General features: G+C 70.8%; 15 protein-coding genes. 5 read left to right on the top strand and 10 right to left on the bottom strand.

Annotated elements, in window-relative coordinates; translation table 11 throughout:
- Positions 1–79 precede the first annotated feature (79 nt).
- From ACFWPQ_RS14475 to ACFWPQ_RS14435, 9 genes are all read right to left on the bottom strand, one after another.
- Positions 80–1,441, bottom strand: coding sequence for an aminomethyl transferase family protein (locus ACFWPQ_RS14475; RefSeq protein ID WP_384033317.1), 1,362 nt, complete (start codon positions 1,439–1,441; stop codon positions 80–82).
- A gap of 366 nt (positions 1,442–1,807) precedes the next feature.
- A complete protein-coding gene (locus tag ACFWPQ_RS14470; RefSeq protein WP_384033314.1) occupies positions 1,808–2,734 on the bottom strand; it encodes a LacI family DNA-binding transcriptional regulator in 927 nt (308 codons plus the stop codon).
- Positions 2,735–2,842: 108 nt separating this feature from the next.
- Entirely contained in the window at positions 2,843–3,973 is a 1,131-nt protein-coding gene (locus tag ACFWPQ_RS14465) for a chorismate-binding protein (protein ID WP_384033311.1), read from the bottom strand.
- 169 nt (positions 3,974–4,142) lie between these two features.
- Positions 4,143–5,006 (bottom strand): bifunctional 5,10-methylenetetrahydrofolate dehydrogenase/5,10-methenyltetrahydrofolate cyclohydrolase, encoded by an 864-nt coding sequence (locus ACFWPQ_RS14460; protein ID WP_384033308.1) that lies wholly within the window; start codon positions 5,004–5,006, stop codon positions 4,143–4,145.
- Between the two features lie 217 nt (positions 5,007–5,223).
- Entirely contained in the window at positions 5,224–6,129 is a 906-nt protein-coding gene (gene purU, locus ACFWPQ_RS14455) for a formyltetrahydrofolate deformylase (RefSeq protein WP_384033305.1), read from the bottom strand.
- On the bottom strand, positions 6,126–6,998 hold the full coding sequence (locus ACFWPQ_RS14450) for a methylenetetrahydrofolate reductase (protein ID WP_384033302.1): 873 nt from the start codon (positions 6,996–6,998) through the stop codon (positions 6,126–6,128). The genes purU and ACFWPQ_RS14450 overlap by 4 nt, the downstream gene beginning before the upstream one ends.
- Positions 6,999–7,029: 31 nt before the next feature.
- Positions 7,030–8,376, bottom strand: a complete 1,347-nt coding sequence (locus ACFWPQ_RS14445; protein WP_384033299.1) for an aminomethyl transferase family protein — start codon at positions 8,374–8,376, stop codon at positions 7,030–7,032.
- Between the two features lie 133 nt (positions 8,377–8,509).
- The gene (gene folP / locus ACFWPQ_RS14440) at positions 8,510–9,421 is read right to left on the bottom strand and encodes a dihydropteroate synthase (protein WP_384033297.1); all 912 of its coding nucleotides are present in this window, start codon (positions 9,419–9,421) and stop codon (positions 8,510–8,512) included.
- A 221-nt stretch (positions 9,422–9,642) separates the two neighbouring features.
- Positions 9,643–10,992 (bottom strand): aminomethyl transferase family protein, encoded by a 1,350-nt coding sequence (locus ACFWPQ_RS14435; RefSeq protein ID WP_384033294.1) that lies wholly within the window; start codon positions 10,990–10,992, stop codon positions 9,643–9,645.
- Between the two features lie 301 nt (positions 10,993–11,293).
- On the opposite strand from ACFWPQ_RS14435, the gene ACFWPQ_RS14430 reads away from it, so the two are divergent.
- The 4 genes from ACFWPQ_RS14430 (at position 11,294) to ACFWPQ_RS14415 (ending at position 15,600) form a co-directional block, all read left to right on the top strand.
- Entirely contained in the window at positions 11,294–12,025 is a 732-nt protein-coding gene (locus ACFWPQ_RS14430; protein WP_384033291.1) for a TetR/AcrR family transcriptional regulator, read from the top strand.
- 226 nt (positions 12,026–12,251) lie between these two features.
- The gene (locus ACFWPQ_RS14425) at positions 12,252–13,433 is read left to right on the top strand and encodes an MBL fold metallo-hydrolase (RefSeq protein ID WP_384033288.1); all 1,182 of its coding nucleotides are present in this window, start codon (positions 12,252–12,254) and stop codon (positions 13,431–13,433) included.
- A gap of 878 nt (positions 13,434–14,311) precedes the next feature.
- On the top strand, positions 14,312–14,785 hold the full coding sequence (locus ACFWPQ_RS14420) for a carboxymuconolactone decarboxylase family protein (RefSeq protein ID WP_384033286.1): 474 nt from the start codon (positions 14,312–14,314) through the stop codon (positions 14,783–14,785).
- A 395-nt stretch (positions 14,786–15,180) separates the two neighbouring features.
- Positions 15,181–15,600, top strand: coding sequence for a cupin domain-containing protein (locus tag ACFWPQ_RS14415; RefSeq protein WP_384033283.1), 420 nt, complete (start codon positions 15,181–15,183; stop codon positions 15,598–15,600).
- 682 nt (positions 15,601–16,282) lie between these two features.
- Here the strand turns inward: ACFWPQ_RS14415 and ACFWPQ_RS14410 are convergent.
- A complete protein-coding gene (locus ACFWPQ_RS14410) occupies positions 16,283–16,888 on the bottom strand; it encodes a TetR/AcrR family transcriptional regulator (protein ID WP_384033280.1) in 606 nt (201 codons plus the stop codon).
- 108 nt (positions 16,889–16,996) lie between these two features.
- Here ACFWPQ_RS14410 and ACFWPQ_RS14405 point away from each other — a divergent pair, with 108 nt between their 5' ends.
- Positions 16,997–18,295, top strand: a complete 1,299-nt coding sequence (locus ACFWPQ_RS14405; RefSeq protein WP_384033277.1) for an ABC transporter permease — start codon at positions 16,997–16,999, stop codon at positions 18,293–18,295.
- Positions 18,296–18,497 lie beyond the last annotated feature (202 nt).

The raw sequence follows: 18,497 nt of genomic DNA, 5'->3' as shown, positions 1-18,497 counted from the left end.
GCCCTCCCCCAACGGGATGCCGTCGTGACAGCGAAGCGCACGTGCCACGGTCGGAGGAACAGCAGCCGGTCGCAGCCTCCTACCGCGCCGAGACGTCCGTTCGCCGCCTGTCCTGCTTGAAGGGAAGCGCGGTCACCGTCGCCCTGATCTCCCGCTGCGCGGTCCCCGGCCTTCCCCACAGGACCACCACGTCCGTGCCGGGGGCCGCATGGGTCCGGTCGAGCACGGCGAGGGAGATGGTCGACCGCAGGTTCACGCTGACCGTCCTGCCGGTGGCGACACCCACGCGTCGGCCGGCGGCGAGTACCTGGTCGAAGACCGGACCGCGGCCGCGCGGGACTTCCATCGGGTCGGGAAGGTCCCCGGCACCGAGCGGCGAGGCGAGGATGGCGGCGACGTCCTCGGTGTTCCAGCGCAGGCCCATGAGCGTACGCTGCGGCTCCCCCTTGGCGGCGTCGGCCGCCAGGGCGTCCCGGCCCAGGAAGTCACGGTCGGGAACGCCCCTGCGAAAGCCCCAGCCGAGTTCGCCGGGCTTGCGGAAGTAGTCCGTGATGCCGTTGTCCGGTACGAAGCTGCCGCCGGGCCGTCCCCTGCGGAACTGGCGTGGTGCGCCGGGCGTGAGAATGGCGGCGGGGAGGTAGTCCAGGCCGTTCGTGGCGATGCCCGCCTCGATGTGCTGTACCGGCTGGGAGCGCAGGCCCAGTTGGCGGATCCCGAACTGCCCGCCGGCGGCGACGGTGGCCGACCAGATCTCGTTGGCATGCCCCGCGGGTCCGTGGAGTTCGTAGCCGAGCTCGCCCGAGATGCCCGTCCGCAGCACCCGTACCGGGACTCCGGCGACGGCGGCCGTCCGGCTGCGGCTGAAGCCGATGTCGCGCAGGCTCTCCCCCGTCAGCTTCTCCAGCGTGTCCAGGGAGGCGGGGCCCTGGACACCGAAGATGAAACGCCCGGGGCTGACGTCCTCGGCCTCCGCGTCCCAACTCCCCTGGCTCAGTTGCCAGATCAGCCAGTCGCCGCTGCCGGCCGTGTAGAGGAACTCCTCCTCGGCCAGACGGCACAGGATTCCCTCCGACGCCACCCAGCCGTGCTCGTCGAGCTGGACGTGATGCTTGATCTGCCCCTTCTCGAAGCGGGTCAGGTCCCTCATGCCGAGCCGGGCCAGGAAGTCCAGCGCCTGGCTCCCGCGGACCACGACCTTGTGGAGGCTGGGCCAGTCGCCGAGGTAGCAGGAGGTGACGTGCGCGCCGCACTCCTCGACCCAGTCGGTGTATTCGAGGGGCAGCAAGGTCTGGGCGAAGTGACCGTAGGAGCCGAGGGAGTTGCTCTCGTCCTGGGCTGCAGCGGCCGGGCTGAAGTACGCCGGCCGCTGGGCTACGAAGGGGGCGTCCTTCAGTCGCAGGACCTCTTCGTAGGTGGCGCGTTGGGTCTCGGCAGTGTCCACGGTGATCCTCCTGCTCATGCTCATGGGCTCTCGGCTGCTCCGGGTACGGCACGGGCGCGGTACGGGCGTCGCGCGCTGGCGCGCGGGCGGGTGCCGGACACGACCGCCTCGGCGAGGGGCGGAACGTCCGGAGCAGCTGAATCGTGAAGGCGTTCGTTCGGTCGTCCGGTGACGAGGAAGCGCCCGGATCGCGCGACCGGACCGGGCAGCCGGATCACGCAACTAGATCGTTTAAGTTGCACGCTAGCAGACGATCGCGGCTCCGGGGACGGTGGTGACGTAGATCGTTTCGGGGGCCTCGGCAGGTCGGGCGGCGGCAGGCGCGGCGGGCGCGATCACGGCGAGGCCGGTCACGCCGCCGCGTGATCACACCGATCCGCGGACCACGATCCGGCCCGGCACGGGTGCCAGCCCCCCGGCGTCGATGCCCAGGGCGTTGCGGGCGGCGATCCGGCCCAGGATCTCGGCGTCGATGTGGACGGTGGTGAGCGCGGGCGTGGACAGGGCACCGTACTCGATCTCGTCGAAGCCGATCACGGCCACGTGCTCGGGCACCCGCAGGTCGAGGTCGCGCAGGGCGGTCAGCGCCCGCAGCGCGATGTCGTCGTCGAAGGCGGCCAGGGCGGTCACGTCGGAGTGGACCGCCAGGAACGACCGGACGGCGATCGCGCCCGCCTCCCGGGGCCGCGGCACGACGAAGCGCTCCAGGGGCGGCAGCCCGAGCCGCCGGGCGGCCTCCCGGGCGAATCCGAGCCGGGCCTCCGTCAGCGGGAAGTCGTGGTCGGGCAGGGCCATCGCGATCCGGGTGTGACCGCGTTCGGCGAGGTAGCCGATCTGCAGGGCCGCGTTGAAGGCGAAACCGCTCTCCCAGTCCTCCTCTACGGGCCCGTGTCCCCGCATGTAGGCCTCGCCGAGCCGCAGCACCGCGCGCGGCGCGATGGTGTCCAGGACCTTCTGCGTGGCCTCCGGGATCGCGTGGCCGTGCCGGACCAGGAGGATGTGGTCGTGCTCGGCCAGCTCCTCGTCCAGGCCCCGGACGTAGCTGCGGGAGAAGTTGCCCTCCATGCCCCAGTCGACGTTGAGCACGACGATGCGCGAGGACCCCTCACGCAGGGCGCGGGCGATGCCGTGCGGGACGTAGCCCAGGTCCCGGGCGGCCTCCATGACCCGCTCCCGGGTGGCGGTGGAGATCGTCTGCCGGGGATCGTCGTTCAGCACGAAGCTCACGGTCGCCCGCGACACCCCGGACGCCTTCGCCACGTCGGTCAGCGTCACCCGGCCCGAACGCCCCATGCCGGCACTCTCCCTCTCGGTCGACGGAGTCGTCCCCGGTCGACCTCTTCGGCCGGCTGCTTCGGCGAAGGAACGCGTCCGGGCTCTAGAACGATTAAGCATCCGGCGCTACTCTACGCCACCAGATCGTTTCAGCGTTGTCTCCGGACCGCCGTGCGCCGGGCCGGCCGACCTGCCGTGCGCCGAGCCGGCCGACCTATCGTGCGCCAAGCCGGGCCGGTCGGCGCCCGAGGCGATGGCCAGCAGTCGGCGTGCCTTCAACTCGGTCTCCTGCCATTCCCGTTCGGGTTCCGACCCCCAGGTGATGCCCGCGCCGGTGCCGAACCTGAGGAGCCCTTCGGCGCGGTCGAACCAGAAGGTGCGGATACCGACGGCCAGTTCGCCGCGGCCGCGGTCGGCGTCGACCCAGCCGATGCCACCGCAGTACGGGCCACGTGGCGAGGTCTCCAACGCCTCGATGATCCGCAGGGCGCGTTCCTTGGGCGCCCCCGTGACCGAGCCGGGAGGGAAGCTCGCCGCGAGCACCTCGGGCCAGCCCACGCCGTCGCGCAGGCGCCCCCGCACCGTGGAGACGAGGTGGACCAGCCCCGGATGCCTCTCCACGGCGCACAGGCCGGGCACGGTGACGGAGCCGGGGACGCAGACCCGGCCGAGGTCGTTGCGGACCAGGTCGACGATCATCACGTTCTCGGCGTGGTCCTTCTCCTGCAGGTCGGCCTCGGTGCGGCCGGTGCCCTTGATGGGGCCCGACGCCACGTCCCGGCCGACGCGGCGCAGGAAGAGTTCCGGGGAGGCGGTGGCCACCTCCACCCCGTGCCGCGGGAGGCGGACGACGCCCGCGTACGGTGCGGGGTTGTGCCGGCTCAGCAGCCCCGCCAGCGCCACGGTGTCCGCGTCCGGCGCCACCGGCGCGGACAGCACCCGGCAGAGGTTGGCCTGGTAGACCTCGCCGGCGGCGATGTGCTCACGGACGCGGGTCACTCCCTTCGTGTAGGCGTCCCGGTCGAGCGAGGTGGCCCAGGCATCGGGACGGGGTCCGCGCCACGGTGTCGCAGGGACGACACATCGGCGGTCGATCCGCCGTACGTCGCGAAAACGGGCGCAGGTCAGGCGCCCCTCGAAGTCGGCGACGACGGCCCAGAACCCCGCGGAGTCCAGGGCCGAGGGGTCGCTGGTGACGTCGACGAGCCCGGTGGCGAGGCGTCCGCCGAGGAGGGCGAGGGGAGGGAAATGAGTCATGACACGCCTCCTGTCTGCCGCAGGGACTGCGCGGCAGCGCCCTTCAGGGGCGCCGGCGGTGCCCCCGGCCGAAGGCTGGGGGACAAACTGCGCGACCGGCCCCCATCGGCCCGCACGGCCCGCACGGCCCGCACTCGCACAACGACCCATCGCGCCCCTGAGGAAGCGCTCACGCCGCGACGGTCTCGCGTTCGGCGCCCCACCGGGCGGCGCGCAGCGTGTTGACCAGCAGCATGGCGATGGTCATGGGGCCCACGCCGCCGGGGACGGGGGTGATGCGGCCGGCGATGCCGTCGAGTTCGGCGGAGCGGACGTCGCCGGTCAGGCCGGAGGGTGTGCGGTGGATGCCGACGTCGACGACGACGGCGCCGGGCCGGACGTGTTCGGGGCCGACGAGTCCGCGGACACCGGTGGCGACCACCACGATGTCGGCGGGCCGGGTGACGGCCGCGAGGTCGGTGGTGTGCTCGTGGGCGACGGACACGGTCGCCCCGCGCCGCAGCAGTAGCTGGGTCAGGGGTCTGCCGACGAGTTCGCCCCAGCCGACGACCGCGACCCGGGCGCCTTGGAGGGCGATGCCCTCGGTGTCGAGGAGCTCGATGACACCGCTGGGGGTGCAGGGGCGCAGCCCGCGCTCCCCTCGGGCAAGGCGCCCGAGGCTGGCGGTGGTGAGGCCGTCGACGTCCTTGGTGACGGGGATACGGTCGATCAGTGCGGCCGGGTCCAGGTGCGCGGGGAGCGGAAGTTGGAGGAGGATGCCGGAGACCTCCGGTGCGGCGGCCAGTTCGTCTATGACGGTGGCCACGTGGTCGTGGGTGGCGTGTGCGGGCAGATGCCGGTGGAAGTCGCGCATGCCGACTTCCCTGATGGCACGCCGTTTCGCGGCGACGTACACGGCGCTGGCCGGGTCGTCGCCGACGAGGACGGTCGCGAGCCCGGGGACCGGCCCCGGACCGGCCGCCGCGGCGACCTCCTCGGCGACTTCGGCCCGGATGCGCCGGGCGATTCCGCTGCCGTCGATCGTGGTTGTCATGGTGGCGAACCGCTTTCTGTTCGTGAGGAACGATTCGCCCGGGTGAGAGGGGTGTGGTGCTGCGTGCGGTCGGTGTGACCGCGGCTGTACGGCGCCGTGACCCGGCCGGCCGCCGGTCTTCACAGGTGGCCGGCCGGGTCACAGGGGATGGCGCACGACAAGACCGCCTATCCCTGCACCGGGCGGTTGTTGTGCCGCGAGCTGTTGTTCCGTCTCGTCAGGCGAAGACGATGGTGTGGTTGCCGTCCCGGACGACCCGGTCCTCGGCGTGCCACAGCACTGCCCGCGACAGCACCGCACGCTCCACGTCGGCGCCGCGGCGGGTGAGGTCGGCGGCGGTGTGGGCATGGGTGACCCGGACGACGTCCTGCTCGATGATCGGGCCCTCGTCGAGGTCCTCGGTGACGTAGTGCGCGGTGGCTCCCACCAGCTTCACCCCGCGGCTCTTGGCCTTGGCGTACGGTCCCGCACCGATGAACGCGGGCAGGAAGGAGTGGTGGATGTTGATGATCGGCACCCCGACCCGCTCGATGAAGTCGCCGGAGAGGATCTGCATGTAGCGGGCCAGGACGACGAAGTCGACATTGCCCTGGAGGAGCCGCAGGTGTTCGGCCTCCGCCGCCGACTTGTCCGCACCCTGGCACGGCACGTGGAAGAAGGGGATGCCGAACGACCGCACCTCCTCCGCCACATCGGGGTGGTTGGAGATCACCATGGCGACGGTGACGGGGAGTTGTCCCTGACGGTGTCTCCAGAGCAGGTCGAGCAGACAGTGGTCGGACTTGGAGGCGAAGATCGCGACCCGTTTGGGCGCGGAGAGGTCGCGGAGCGTGTACGTCAGTCCGAAGCCGTCCACCAGCCGTTCGTCCAGGTCTGCCCGCAGGGCGGGCAGCGCGGCCTGCAGGCCGTCCAGTCCGAAGACGGTGCGCTGGAAGAAGGCACCGCCCTGCGGATTGTCGGAGTACTGGTCGAGGGAGACGATGTTCGCGCCGTGCCCGCTGAGGACCGACGCCACGGCGGCGACGATGCCGGTCGCGTCGGCGCCCTGCACGATCAGCGCGGCCTGCTGGGCGGCGGTCCCGCTCGTGGTGGTGCGGGCCGGGGCGTCCTGCGTGAGGGTCATGCCGCGCTGTCCTTCCGGAACCGGGCGGCCCACTCGGAAGTGGCCCTGAGCCCGCCGAACGTATAGAAGTGGATCTTCAACTCGCCGTGCCGGTACGGATCGTGGGCCGCGTCGAGAGCACGCAGGAAGCGGTCGGGGCCCGCCGTGCCCATGAGGTTGGTGATCGAGAACCCGTACTTCCTGACCACAGAGGCGCTGGTCCCGACGCCGAAGCGGGAGGCGTACGTCATCAGCCGCTTGATGCCCGCCGGTCCGGGCACCCCGATCCTGATCGGCAGCGCGACGCCCCGGCTCCGTACCTCTTCCACCCAGGCCAGCACAGGGTCGACGTCGAAGCCGAACTGGGTGATGATGCCGCCCTGGAGGGGCTGGGCGGCGAGGGCGGTGTGCTTGTCCCGCAGCGCCGACCAGAGCGCGCCGGCGTCGATGGCCGGGTGGCCCTCCGGGTAGCCGGTGATGCCGACGTCCTGGACGCCGTATTCCTGCAGCAGGCCCGTGTCGATCAGGGAGAGGGAGTCGGCGTAGGGCCCCTCGGGGACGGCGGGGTCGCCGCCGACGAGGAACACGCTGTCCGAGGTGCCGTCGGCCCTGAGTCCGGCCAGGAACCGCTCGAATTCGTCGCGCGATCCGAGGCGGCGGGCGGATATGTGCGGTACGGGCACGAAGCCGAGCCGCTTGACCGCGCGGGCGGCCGCCAGCCGCAGCTCCAGGTCCTCGTTGCCGAGGAAGGTGACGTTGATGCGGGTGCCCTGCGGAATGGTGTCGCGGGCCTCCTCCAGTTTCGGGACGTCCTTCCCGGTCATCTCCAGGGAGAAGTCGTCGAGCAGCGACGTTCTGGCCGCCGTGCGTACCGTGCTCACGGGATTCATCTCTCTCGCCTCGCTCGTCGTACGGCCGTCGTCAGCGGTCGCGGCGGTAGAGGGTCCGCGCGTGCTCGTCGAACGGGGAGGGCTGGACGGTGGCCCTGATCCGGGGGAAGCCCAGGTCGGCCTCGGGGTCGGTGCCGGCGCCGGGGTGCTCGCCCCAGACCACCTCGACCCGGGTGCCCGGTACGGCGTGCTCGGCGTCGACCAGGGTCTGCGCCAGCACGGTCCCGACCGGGTCGATCGACGCGCTCTGCATGGTCATACCGGCCAGGCCACCCGCGTCCGTCTCCACACGGTGGCGCGCGTAGGAGAGCACGAAGCCGGGGTCCTCGCCACCGCCGAGGACGGTACGCACGTCGTCCGGGTCGAGGACGAGGGTGACCTTGCTGCGCAGCGGCCCGTCCTTCGCCTTCAGCAGGGCGTCCCGGCCGACGAAGTCGTGGCTGAAGTGGATCAGCCTGCCGTAGCCGAGCTCGTACGGGGAGACGTAGTAGTCCTCGATGTCCCGCGAGAAGTAGCTGCCGTTGAGGGGGCGCTTGCCCTCGATGCCGAACAGCGGGAGCCAGGCACGGTACTCCGCGAGGTCGGCATCGGTGTAGATGCCGGGCACCGGCGAGGGGATCCAGCCGCTCTCCACGCTCGGCGTGGTGTACGCCAGCGCGCCGACCTGGATCAGGCCCAGCGGCTCGCCCGCCTTCAGGAACGCCTCGTGGACGTGGGCCGCGTGCTCCCACGGGCCGATGAACTCGTAGCCGGCCTGTCCTGCCATGCCGTGGCGCAAGGCCTCGAAGGGGCGGCCGTCGAGGGTGACGGGGGTGGCGTGGAAGAACTTCGTCTCCGGCAGCGGGCCGCCGAAGACCTTCTCGATCAGGTCCATCGCCAGCGGGCCCTGGACCTGGTACCGGAACAGCTTCGGGTCGCCGCCGCCCGGGCGGAAGGCGGAGGACGCGTCGGTCTCGAAGGCGACGTCGTAGCCGCCCTTCTCCGCGTGGTACCGCACCCAGTGCTGGGCCGCGGGGATACCGCTGAGCAGGTACTTGTTCTCGGCGTGCCGGGCGAGGATGCCGTCGGTGACGATGAGTCCGTCGCGGGTCACCGGCACGTACTGCTTGGCCTGGCCGATCGCGAACTTCTCGAAGTTGTTGACGCCGTGGTCGGCCAGCACCCGGGTGGCGTCCGGGCCTTCGATCCACATGTCGTACATGTGGTGCGAGAGGTTGAGGAGGGCCACGCCCTCGTGCCAGGCGGCCTGCTCCTGACGCCAGCCGGAGTACTCGCGCGCGACGACCTCGGGGGTCCACGGTTCGGCGTCCGGCTGCCACAGCAGCTCGACGGGGGATCCGGCCTTGTCGATGCCGTCCTGGAGGGAGGGGACTGCCATTGCGGCTCCTTCATTGCTTGCGGTGGTGGTTGTCTGTGGTGGTGATGTCGGTGATCTGTCCCGTGAGTACTTAATCGATCTAGTGAACCCATAGGGGCCACCAACTCAAGGACCCTGAAGGCGAGTTGCGACACTAAGACGATCTAGCGAAAGCCACGGAGCGCCTTCGCCCGTGGTCCAGGTAGGCGGACGCCACGCGCACCGCGTCGAGGCCCGCGCGGACATCGTGGACCCGAACGCAGTACGCGCCCGCCACGGCGGCCAGCCCGGACACCACGGCCGTGGCCATGTCCCGTTCCGCGGGCGGCACTTCACCGGCGCCCCCGCTCGCGAGAGCGGCACCGATGAACCTCTTTCTCGAAGCGCCGACGAGCACGGGACGCCCGAGTCGGCACAGCGACCCCAGGCCGGCCAGCAGCGCCCAGTCGTGCTCGGGACGCTTGGCGAAGCCCAGGCCGGGATCGAGGACGACGCGGTCCGGGTCGAGACCCTGCTCGGCCAACCGCCAAAGCCGCTGGGCGAGTTCGGCGGTGACCTCGGAGACGACATCGCGGTAGTCCGCGTGGCGGTCCATGTCCCGGCTCGGCGCCCGCCAGTGCATGGCGACGTACGGCACGCCCGCCGCGGCGACGGTTCGCGCCATGGCCGGGTCGGCCAGGCCACCGCTGACGTCGTTGACCAGGCACGCCCCCGCCTCGACCGCGGCCCTGGCGACGGGGGCGTGCATCGTGTCGACGCTCGGACGGACGCCGGCACGGGCGAGTTCCCGCACCACCGGCACGGTCCGGGCCAGTTCCTCGTCCAGGCCCACGGGCCGCGCTCCGGGCCGGGTGGACTCACCGCCCACGTCCACGATGTCCGCACCCTGGGCGGCGAGTTCAAGACCCCGGTCGATCGCGCGCCGGCTGTCCGCGTACAGGCCGCCGTCGGAGAAGGAGTCCGGCGTGACGTTGAGGATGCCCATGACCAGACATCGGCCCGGACCCGGCAGCCCCTTCACCTCGGCCGCTCTTCCGGACCGCCCGACCGGGGCGGTTCGTTCCATGGTTGACATCAGTGGCAACCCCCTTGGTCCCGCGTCCCGCCGCGGGAGAGGAACAGGAGAACTAAATCGATTAGGTAGCCGACAATACAGGAAAGTTGCTTAATCGTTCTAGTCCCTGAGTGTCGTCGCCTTCGGCGGCACGGGGACGACCGTCGGGCCCCTGGGTACGGGCCCCCGGGGCCCTTCGGCGTTACGGACAGGTCGAGACGGGTCGGGGCAGGTCAGCGCTTGTCGCTCGCGAAGGGCCTGCGGGAGATGGTGGCGCGGATCGTGGTCTGGGAGTGCCGTTCGACCGTCGGGTTGGCGGAGCCGCCGTCCGGTTCGCCCCACACCACGTTGACCTCGCGGCCGTAGCCGATCTCGTCCGCGTCGATCATGCAGACGGAGATCCAGCCGCGGACGTTGGACGAGTAACTGCACAGCGTGGACAGGCCGATCAGGTTGCCGTCGACGCTCTCGATGCGGTCGAAGTGCGAGGCCGAGTAGAACGCGGCGGGCATCTCGATGTACTTGAACCGCCGGTCGCCCTGCTCGTACATGCTGGCGAAGACGCGGGCGACGTCGTCACGGTGCCAGGACAGCCACACCTTCCTGCGGTGCTTGCGCCCGCGCATCCGCTCCAGGGCCTCGCGGCCGACGAAGTCGTGGTCGAACTTGAGGATGTGGCCGTAACCAAGGTCGTAGGGAGTGACGTAGTAGTCCTCCACCTTGTCCGGGGTGTAGCTGCCACCGGTGGAGAGGTTCGCCTCGAAGGAGCGCGCGCCGAGCCACTCGCGGAACGGCCGCATGCTCTCGCCCGAGTAGACCGCGGGCACGGTGGAGGCGATCCAGCCGGACTCGGTGGCCACGGAGGCGTAGGCCCGGCCGCCGACCTGGCGGATCCCGTACGGCTCGCCCGCCTCCAGGATCGTGTCGCGGATGCCGTCGAGGTCGGCGTAGGGGCCGAAGAACTCCAGGCCGGGGAAGCCGCTCATCCGGTGGTTGAGGGCGGTGGTCTCGTACTTGCCGATGTGGAAGCGGCCCATGGTGAAGAAGGGGATGCCCGGCATGGGGCCGCCGTTGACCTCCTCGAAGATGCGGGCGGCGTGCGGGCCCTGCAGCTGGAGGCGGTAGAACTCACGGCCGTTCGGGTTCTGCGCGGTGCGCTCGTCGCGGCGCAGGGTGACGTCGTAGCCGCCGGTCTCGCCGTGGAACTGGACCCAGTTGAGGGCCGGCGGCCGGCCGACGAGCCGGACCACGTGGTCGGCGAGGCAGAAGAGGATGCAGTCGCCGATCTGGTAGCCGTCGTGGTTGACCGCGATGAACTGCTTGGCCTGCATGGGGCCGAAACCCTCGAAGCTGTTCGCGCCGAGCGCGGCCAGCAGGCGGTAGCAGTCGGGGCCCTCCACCGTGAGGTCGGTCATGTGGTGGGAGAGGTCCATCAGCGCCGCGCTGTTGCGCCAGCTCTCCTGCTCGTCACGCCAGTTGGTGAACTCGGCGCGGATCGGGAAGGGGTACGCCCCCGACCGGCCGCCGCGCAGCAGTGCCAGCGGGCCGCCGGCCTCGCCTATCTGGTCCTTGAGTTGTGCCATTGCTTCCTCCATGTCGTGCGTGTGCGGCTGCGGATGCGGATAGGGATGCCGCGCCGGTGAGCGGGAGAGGGGAACGCGAAATCAGGGGAGGGATGTCGCCGGTACGGCCGGGCGAGTGCGCGCGGTGAACGTCTTCGGCTCCGCGTACCGCGCGGGCGTCGAGCGGGAGCGTCGAGCAGGAGCGGCCCCGATCGACGCTGGTACCGTACTGTACGGTACCGTTATGAGTCGTCAACAGGTAAGAGGAACAACAAGGCAAGCAGGACAGGGGGCCCCGGCGGCGGCCCCTACGATGGCGACCGTGCCGAGAACGAGATCCGCGGAGCGCCGAAACCTGATCCTGCGCGCAGCCGGCGAGCTGTTCATCGCCAGGGGCTACTCACGCGTCACGATGGAGGACGTCCTGACGGAGGTAGGCGGCTCCAAGGGGACGCTCTACCGGCACTTCGCGGACAAGGCCGAGCTGTTCCAGGCCTCGGTGGAGGCCCTGTGCGACGAGTGGTCGAAGCCGGTGCACACCTTCACTCCCCCCGGCACCGACCTCACCGAGACCCTGACGGCCCTGGGCGGACACTTCGCCGCCCTGGTCCTCACGCCTGAGGCCATCGCCCTGCACCGGCTGGTCACCTCGGAGGCGGAGCGCATGCCGGAGGTGGGCCGGGCCTTCTTCGAGCACGGCCCGTCGGCCGGCCAGGCCGTGCTGGCCAAGTACCTGCGGCAGGCGCGCGACGCCGGCGAGATCGAGCTCGCCACCGACCCCGTCCGTGCCGCGGCGCAGCTCTACCAGGCGATGCTGGGCGACGCCCAGATGCGCCTGCTGACCAACTCCCCGCACAAGCCGGACGACGCGGAGGTCCGGGAGAGCATCGCCGCCGCGGTACGCGTGTTCCTGCACGGCACGGCCACGGCGCCCGCCGCCGGCGACACGGGCACGGGCACGGGCGCAGACCCCGGCCCCGGTACCGGCCCCAGCCCCGGTACCGGCACGGCGGAAGGCGACACGGAGGACCCCGTCCCGACCATCCGGACGTGAGGGCGCCCGGGCCGTGGACGGCTCGTACGCAAGGAGACCGATCGTCACCTTAGGTTGCGCTACGCGCTCTCCCCCTCCGGCTCGAATCGGACCAGCATCCCGTCCAGTGATCGCGGTCGCCGCGCGCCGCGCCAGGACGACGGGTGGGTCGGGTCCCGCGTGTCCTCCTCCGGCCGCCCCCACCGCGTCCTGTCCAGCCCAGCACAGCACGGAGGAGCCGCCCGCCATGTGCCAGAACCACCAGCCGACACAGGACCTGGCAAGCAACCCGCCATCGGAGGAGACGCGGCAGACGTCCCGCAGAACGCTGCTGGGCGCGGTGGCCGCCTCGGCCGTCGCCGCCGCTCCGCTGCTCACCGCGGCACCCGCCGCTGCCGCATCCGCCTCCGCCGCTCCCCTGTCGCTGGTGCTGCTCGGCACCAACAGCGGACCACCGCCCCTCGCGGACCGGTACGGCATCTCGTCGGCCCTTGTCGTCAACGGCAGGACGTATGTCGTCGACTGCGGCCGCGGAGCGGTGAGCCAGTACCTGCGCGCGGGACTGTCCATGCCCTCCCTGACCGGGATCTTCCTCACCCACCTGCACGCCGACCACATCGTCGACTACTACGCCTTCCCCCTGTTGGCCGCCGGGGCGTCGGGCGCGCAGGGGTTCCGGACACCCGTTTCCGTGTACGGCCCGGGCCCCGCCGGAGTCCCGTCCACGGTGGCCGGCGCCCCCGGTCCCGTGCCGGGCACCGTCGAGATGACGAGGCTGGCCGGTCAGGCGTACGCCGCCGCTCCCACCTTCTTCATGACCGAGCACATCGGCATCGATCCGGCGACCCTGCTGGACGTCCGTGACGTCCTGCCGCCGTCCGCGGCGGGCGCCTCGGCCACGAACACCGCTCCCGTCATGCGGCCGTTCACCGTCATGGAGAACGACGACGTCAAGGTCACCGCGGTCCTCGTGCCGCACGGCGCGGTGTTCCCCGCCTATGCCTACCGCTTCGACACCGACCACGGCAGCGTCGTCTTCTCCGGCGACACCGCGCTCACCCCCAACATCGTCACGCTGGCCCAGGGAGCGGACGTACTGGTCCACGAGGCTCTCTACCCCGCCGGCCTCGCCGCTCTGGGCCTGCCGCAGTCCCTCATCGACCACATCCTGGCCACGCACACCGATGTGGCCGAACTCGGCCGGATCGCCTCCGAGTCCGGTGTCGGCGCCCTGGTCGCCACCCACCTCAGCCCGGGAAACCCGGCCACCGTGTCCGACGCGACCTGGCGACGCCTGCTCCACGACAGCGCCGACCGCGCCCGCTACGGCGGCCGTGTGGTCCTGGGGGCAGACCTGCTGCACGTCCCGATCGGCCGGGGCCGGGCACGCCGGGGTCAGGGGTCGTCCGGCGGATCAGGTCGGTTGTGACGCCGGTTCTTCCCGGCCGGGCCGCGCGGGGGCGATGGGGCTGCCCCCACGCGAGGTCGTTCGAGCAGGGCAGAACCGGCCCGCAGGCCCCTGACCACCACCCAGCGCTACCTGCACCCGGACGTACACAAGATCACGGCCGCCGGGGCGGCGCCCTCCGCGCACTTCAGCGACCGGGTTCAAAAGGTCCTCGCCTGCTCCGGCAGATCGGGGTGTTACGAGCCCGGGGACAGCCGCCCCGACGCCCGCCACAGCGGGCCCGCCAAAGCTCTGGTCACCGCCGTCAGGACCCCTTCCGGATGCCGGAAGCCGGCCGGCCGACCAGGGTGGGCGCCTGGCGGACACCTTTCTGCGGATGTACATCCAGTTTCGAGTGAAACCGTATCGATCATCCGGCACGGCACACCAGGCAGGCACCGTGGCACACTCCCCCGCGTGGTCGCGTCCGCCGCCTCCGGGATCGGCACGGCTCCATGTCGGCACAGCCGCGGCCATCGCCGTCTCGGACCCTTCTGGCCTGGTGCGCCCCCGGATCGCTGATCGCTGATCGCCGCCGACGGGGTGGGCGCATTGCCCGCCCAGCCGCCCTCGCTGCACCTGGGTGCTCGCTCAGCGTTGCCGACTGTTCCACCGCAACCACCACTGCGAGCCCGGCGCACGCAAAGCTGAACCGCACTGGACATACCGGACAGGTACTGCGCGAAGTATGCGAGTACGTCTGCCCCGAGACGACCGCAGTCCTTCCGGACACGGCGCGCAGCCAGGGCCGCAAGGCAATACCTTGATCGCTGAGACCTGCATCACGCCCCGTATTGGTGTCACACCTTGCCGGGCTGTCCGGTCAGTAGTGCGTACGAGCGATTCCGCCAGGAGGGCCAATGAACGCACGCCTCAACTACTACGGCAATCCCTTCGCGGGAAAGGTGCTCAAGCACCTCTTCTCGGCCAGCAAGGCACTGTCGGACTCGACACTGCCGGCCACCATTCAGTATCTGGTGGAGGTCCGCGCCAGCCAGATCAACGGCTGCGGCTTCTGCACCGACATGCACACCAAGGAGGCCGCCCACGCCGGGGAGACCTCGGTGCGGCTCAACCTGATCGCCGCCTGGCGGGAGGCGACGGTCTTCGACGAGGCCGAGCGCGCCGCGCTGGAGCTGGCCGAACAGGGCACCCGCGTCGCGGACGCGGCCGGTGGTGTCACCGATGAGGCCTGGGCGAACGCCGCCAAGCACTTCGACGAGGACCAACTCGCCGCGCTGACGACCCTCATCGGCATCATCAACGCCTACAACCGCATCAACATCATCACTCAGCAGCCGGCCGGCGGCTACAAGGTCGGCATGTTCGGCTGAGTCGGGGCCGAGCCTTCGGCGCGGGGAGGGAACGGCTTTCAGACGCCGGCCGATCGGGTTCCATCCGGTGGTCTACCGAGCCGGCTTCCTCCCCGGGGCCCGGACGGCGTGGACGCGTGTCGACAAGCATCAAAGGGACGTCGGCCAGGCATTCGACATGACGACGTTCGGCCGCGCTTGCTGCAGGACACCAGGCGACGCTCTCGCCGGTGCAGCCGGCCTAAGGGTGGCCACCGCCGACTCGTTGCGCGCAAAGCAGGCACCTCACGGCGTTCTCACGGCGTGTCACAGGTGTGAGCCGCGCTTTGTCTTCGTTGTAGAGCAAGTTGTCGTGAGCCCGGAACCGCCGACGCCGGTTCGCCCGTTCCGGGCTCGATCCACGGAGGTTTGACACAATGCACGAAATGCACGGTATGCACTCAGAGGACGGCTTCGGACCCAAGATGCTTGCGGACGTCAAGCCGCCGTTCATCCCCGAGGGCGCTTCGGGGATGACCGTGCTCGTCGAGTGGGCTCCCGGTGACCCCGGGACTCCCCCGCACCGCCACTCGGGGCCGTGTTTCGGCTATGTCCTCGAAGGAGCGGTCCGGTGGGAACTCGAGGGCGAGCCGGAGCACGTGATCAAGGCAGGTGAGACGTTCTGGGAGCCGGGCGGTGAGGTGATCCACTACCAGAACGGCAACGCCTCGTCGGACGCGCCCGCCAAGTACATCGTGTTCATGATGTGCGCCCCGGGTCAGCCGATGCTCACCCTGGTCGACGACGAGGAACTGGAGAAGCGGGCCCACCTGCGCGCCCCGCGCCCCACCGGCTGACCTCCCGTCGGCACACCGCGGCAGGCTGCCGCGTCACGGGAACCCCGATGGCACAGCCCAGCCGGCCGTCTCCCGCAGTACCGCCATGGCTCCGGCCATGGCGGTACTGCCATGAAACCGCGGCCCCCGGCCGACGAGACCACGGCGGACGTGACGCGCTGTGCAGCGCGCGACCGGCCCCGGGTACGGCGGAGGATTCCCCGCCGATCCTGTCGAGTCCTGCCGGCAGGAGCGGGTGTGAACGGCTTGCGGCCGCCGCGCGCCGCCAAGCTCGGCCACGGATGCGGACAGGGCCGGCTCGCGTCCCCGGCGATGACGGCTCGCCAGGCTTTCGGTCCACCGTCGGCCTACCATCTCGGTCTCGCAGGCGACCGCGCCTCGGCAGCCCCTCGGTCGGTGCACCGGGTAAGGGCGACGGGTAAGGGCGAGGCGGGCCTTCCTGTCGGTGACGATCCCGTTCGGCAGCATGTCGGCGGCAACCTCCGCCCGGCCCGGCCTTGAGCCTGCGCACGCACGCGTGAGCGTCACTCGTCACTGTGCACCTGCGCGTCGAGAAGCAGCGCGCCAGTCCCCACCGAGACGGACGGCGGCAGCGCCTGCGCAGAACGAGGCGGCCGTTCGACGCGTTCTGCGCGATCGCCGCAGAAGCGCTCAGTACCCCGGCACTCGGCGGCGGGACCGCTCAGCGCTCATCGGCCGGCCCCGGCCACAACGCCCGCACCGCGTCAGGGACCTCGGCCACAACAGCCCGATCGAGCAGAGCCACTTGGAGGATGTAACCGGGGAGGACGGAGAGCATCGTCGACGCGATCCCCTCGGCCGTCGCGTTCGCAGGCAGGCAGCCGCTTTCCTGGTGGTCACGGACCAAGGCGATCAGATTGGTGCGTATGCGGCCCATGAGTTGGTCGAGCTTGCGCGCCAGAGAGGGGTTGCGCATGGCCTCTCCCCAGACCAGCACCGCGAGGCCGGCCACGTCTTCCTCGACGGACTTGACGCGAATCACGTCGAGCAGGTCCGCCAGGAACGCCCCCATGGACTGACCCTGCCGGTCCGTGGCGACGGCGAGCGTGATGTCGAGGACATCACGCATGTTCTCCTCGGCGATCGCGAGGATCATCTCGTCCTTGCTGGTGAAGTGCCGATACACCGCGCCCGCGGACAGTCCCGACTCCGCGAACAGGTCCTGCATGGACGTGGAATGGAACCCGTCACGAAGGAAGCAACGACGCGCGGCGTCCAGGATCTGCTCGCGACGGGCGTCCATGTACTGCTGGGTGACCTTGGGCATGAGGCCAGCCTAACAACAAAAACGAACATTCGTGTTGACGTCCGCCAAGCCGCAGGGCCAGACTGAGAGCTTAAGAAAAACGACCATTCTTTTTTGCGAGGCCGGGCTGTGAGAAACCCCTTGTCAGGACACCGGGCATGGCGGGAAGTGGCCATTGCGGCCCTTGGGCTGCCCATAGCGATCACTCTGGCGGTGATGGCGTTCGCCTGGCCGGCGGGGCGGATCTCACCGCGCGACGTCCCGGTCGGGATCGTGGGCACGGGGCCCGCCAGCCAGCACGCGGTGGAGGGGCTGACCCGCGAGAAGCCCGGCGCGTTCGACTTCCGCCTCTACCCCGACCAGCAGGCCGCGCGGGCGGCGATCAAGAACCGGGACGTCTACGGCGCCTTCGCCATCTCCGGCCACCAAATCACCGTTCTGAAGGCCACCGCGGCCAGCCCCTCCGTGGCCCAGTTGCTGACCGATGTCGGACAGCAGGTGGCCCAGAGGGCCACCCAGGAGCTGGCCGCCCGGCAGAAAGCCGCCGCACAGAAGGCTGAGGCTGCCGCGCAGAAGGCCGAGGCCGCCGCGCAGAAGGCCGGCGATGCGAAGTCCAGGAAGAAGGTCCACGAACAGGCGGCCGGCCAGCAGGACGCCGCCCGGTCGAAGGCCGCCGGGCAGGAAGCCGCCGCCGATTCTGGCTCCTCGGTGCAGGTCCTGGTGAAGGCCGTCGACGTGGTGCCCGTCGCCACAGAGGACCCGCGGGGCGTGGTGTTCAGCTCGTCGGTCTTCCCGCTCACGATCTGCGGCATCCTGATCGGGGCGTTCGTCACGATGGCTCGCGGCCTGGCACGCCCGCGGCACCGAGTGATGACGCTTCTCGTCGCCTGCGGCGTCGCCGCCCTCGGTGTCTATCTGGTGGCTCAGGGATTCCTCGGGGCACTGCCCCACAACCACGTGGCCACGTGGGCGATCCTGTCGCTCGTCCTGCTCTCCATCAGCGCCACCGCTGCCGGCGTGGTCCGGCTCCTCGGGCCGGCGGGCCTCGGACTCAGCGCCGCGCTCATGGTCTTCGTCGGAAACGCCTTCTCGGGCGCCACCTCCGCTCCGGAGATGCTTCCCAAGGGCGTGGACCATGTCGGCCAGTGGCTGCCCCCGGGCGCCGGAGCCAGTCTGCTTCGCGACACCACGTACTTCGACGGAAACGCCGACGCCGGGCATCTGGCCGTGCTCGCCCTGTGGAGCGTCTGCGGGCTCGCAGCGGTCATGTACGGCCACTGGGTCATCAGGGATGGTCGCGGCGCGCAGACCGATGCGCCGCCCTCCGGAGAGTTGCTGCCGGCCCTGACGGGGTCCGGCACCGGTTTGCCGGTTCGGCGTCACGCACACGCGCACGCACACGCCCGTCGCCATGACGGCGACGGCTGATACCGAGTGCTTCCTGAGCGCGATCAGGCCCTGGCCGGGCGGCGGCGTGTCCGGCCGGGGCAGGTCGCGGTCCTGGCCGTCAACGCGCGCCTGCGACACACCGAGGGTGCGGCCCGGCAGACCCAAGGGCCGACTCCCCACACCAATAGGACCATCGAGCAGTACGCAAGGTACCGAGCTACCTCGGCTCACGCCGTACCGG

Origin of the sequence: Streptomyces sp. NPDC058464 (assembly GCF_042721035.1) — a bacterium.
GTDB lineage: Bacteria > Actinomycetota > Actinomycetes > Streptomycetales > Streptomycetaceae > Streptomyces.
This window is presented reverse-complemented; position numbering and strand designations above follow the sequence as displayed.

Excerpts from the sequence above, each read along its gene's own strand:
- ACFWPQ_RS14470 (WP_384033314.1), bottom strand. The coding sequence starts at position 2,734 with ATGGGGCGTTCGGGCCGGGTGACGCTGACCGACGTGGCGAAGGCGTCC.
- ACFWPQ_RS14465 (WP_384033311.1), bottom strand. The coding sequence starts at position 3,973 with ATGACTCATTTCCCTCCCCTCGCCCTCCTCGGCGGACGCCTCGCCACC.
- ACFWPQ_RS14460 (WP_384033308.1), bottom strand. The coding sequence starts at position 5,006 with ATGACAACCACGATCGACGGCAGCGGAATCGCCCGGCGCATCCGGGCC.
- purU (WP_384033305.1), bottom strand. The coding sequence starts at position 6,129 with ATGACCCTCACGCAGGACGCCCCGGCCCGCACCACCACGAGCGGGACC.
- ACFWPQ_RS14450 (WP_384033302.1), bottom strand. The coding sequence starts at position 6,998 with ATGAATCCCGTGAGCACGGTACGCACGGCGGCCAGAACGTCGCTGCTC.
- ACFWPQ_RS14445 (WP_384033299.1), bottom strand. The coding sequence starts at position 8,376 with ATGGCAGTCCCCTCCCTCCAGGACGGCATCGACAAGGCCGGATCCCCC.
- folP (WP_384033297.1), bottom strand. The coding sequence starts at position 9,421 with ATGGAACGAACCGCCCCGGTCGGGCGGTCCGGAAGAGCGGCCGAGGTG.
- ACFWPQ_RS14435 (WP_384033294.1), bottom strand. The coding sequence starts at position 10,992 with ATGGCACAACTCAAGGACCAGATAGGCGAGGCCGGCGGCCCGCTGGCA.
- ACFWPQ_RS14425 (WP_384033288.1), top strand. The coding sequence starts at position 12,252 with ATGTGCCAGAACCACCAGCCGACACAGGACCTGGCAAGCAACCCGCCA.
- ACFWPQ_RS14420 (WP_384033286.1), top strand. The coding sequence starts at position 14,312 with ATGAACGCACGCCTCAACTACTACGGCAATCCCTTCGCGGGAAAGGTG.
- ACFWPQ_RS14415 (WP_384033283.1), top strand. The coding sequence starts at position 15,181 with ATGCACGAAATGCACGGTATGCACTCAGAGGACGGCTTCGGACCCAAG.
- ACFWPQ_RS14410 (WP_384033280.1), bottom strand. The coding sequence starts at position 16,888 with ATGCCCAAGGTCACCCAGCAGTACATGGACGCCCGTCGCGAGCAGATC.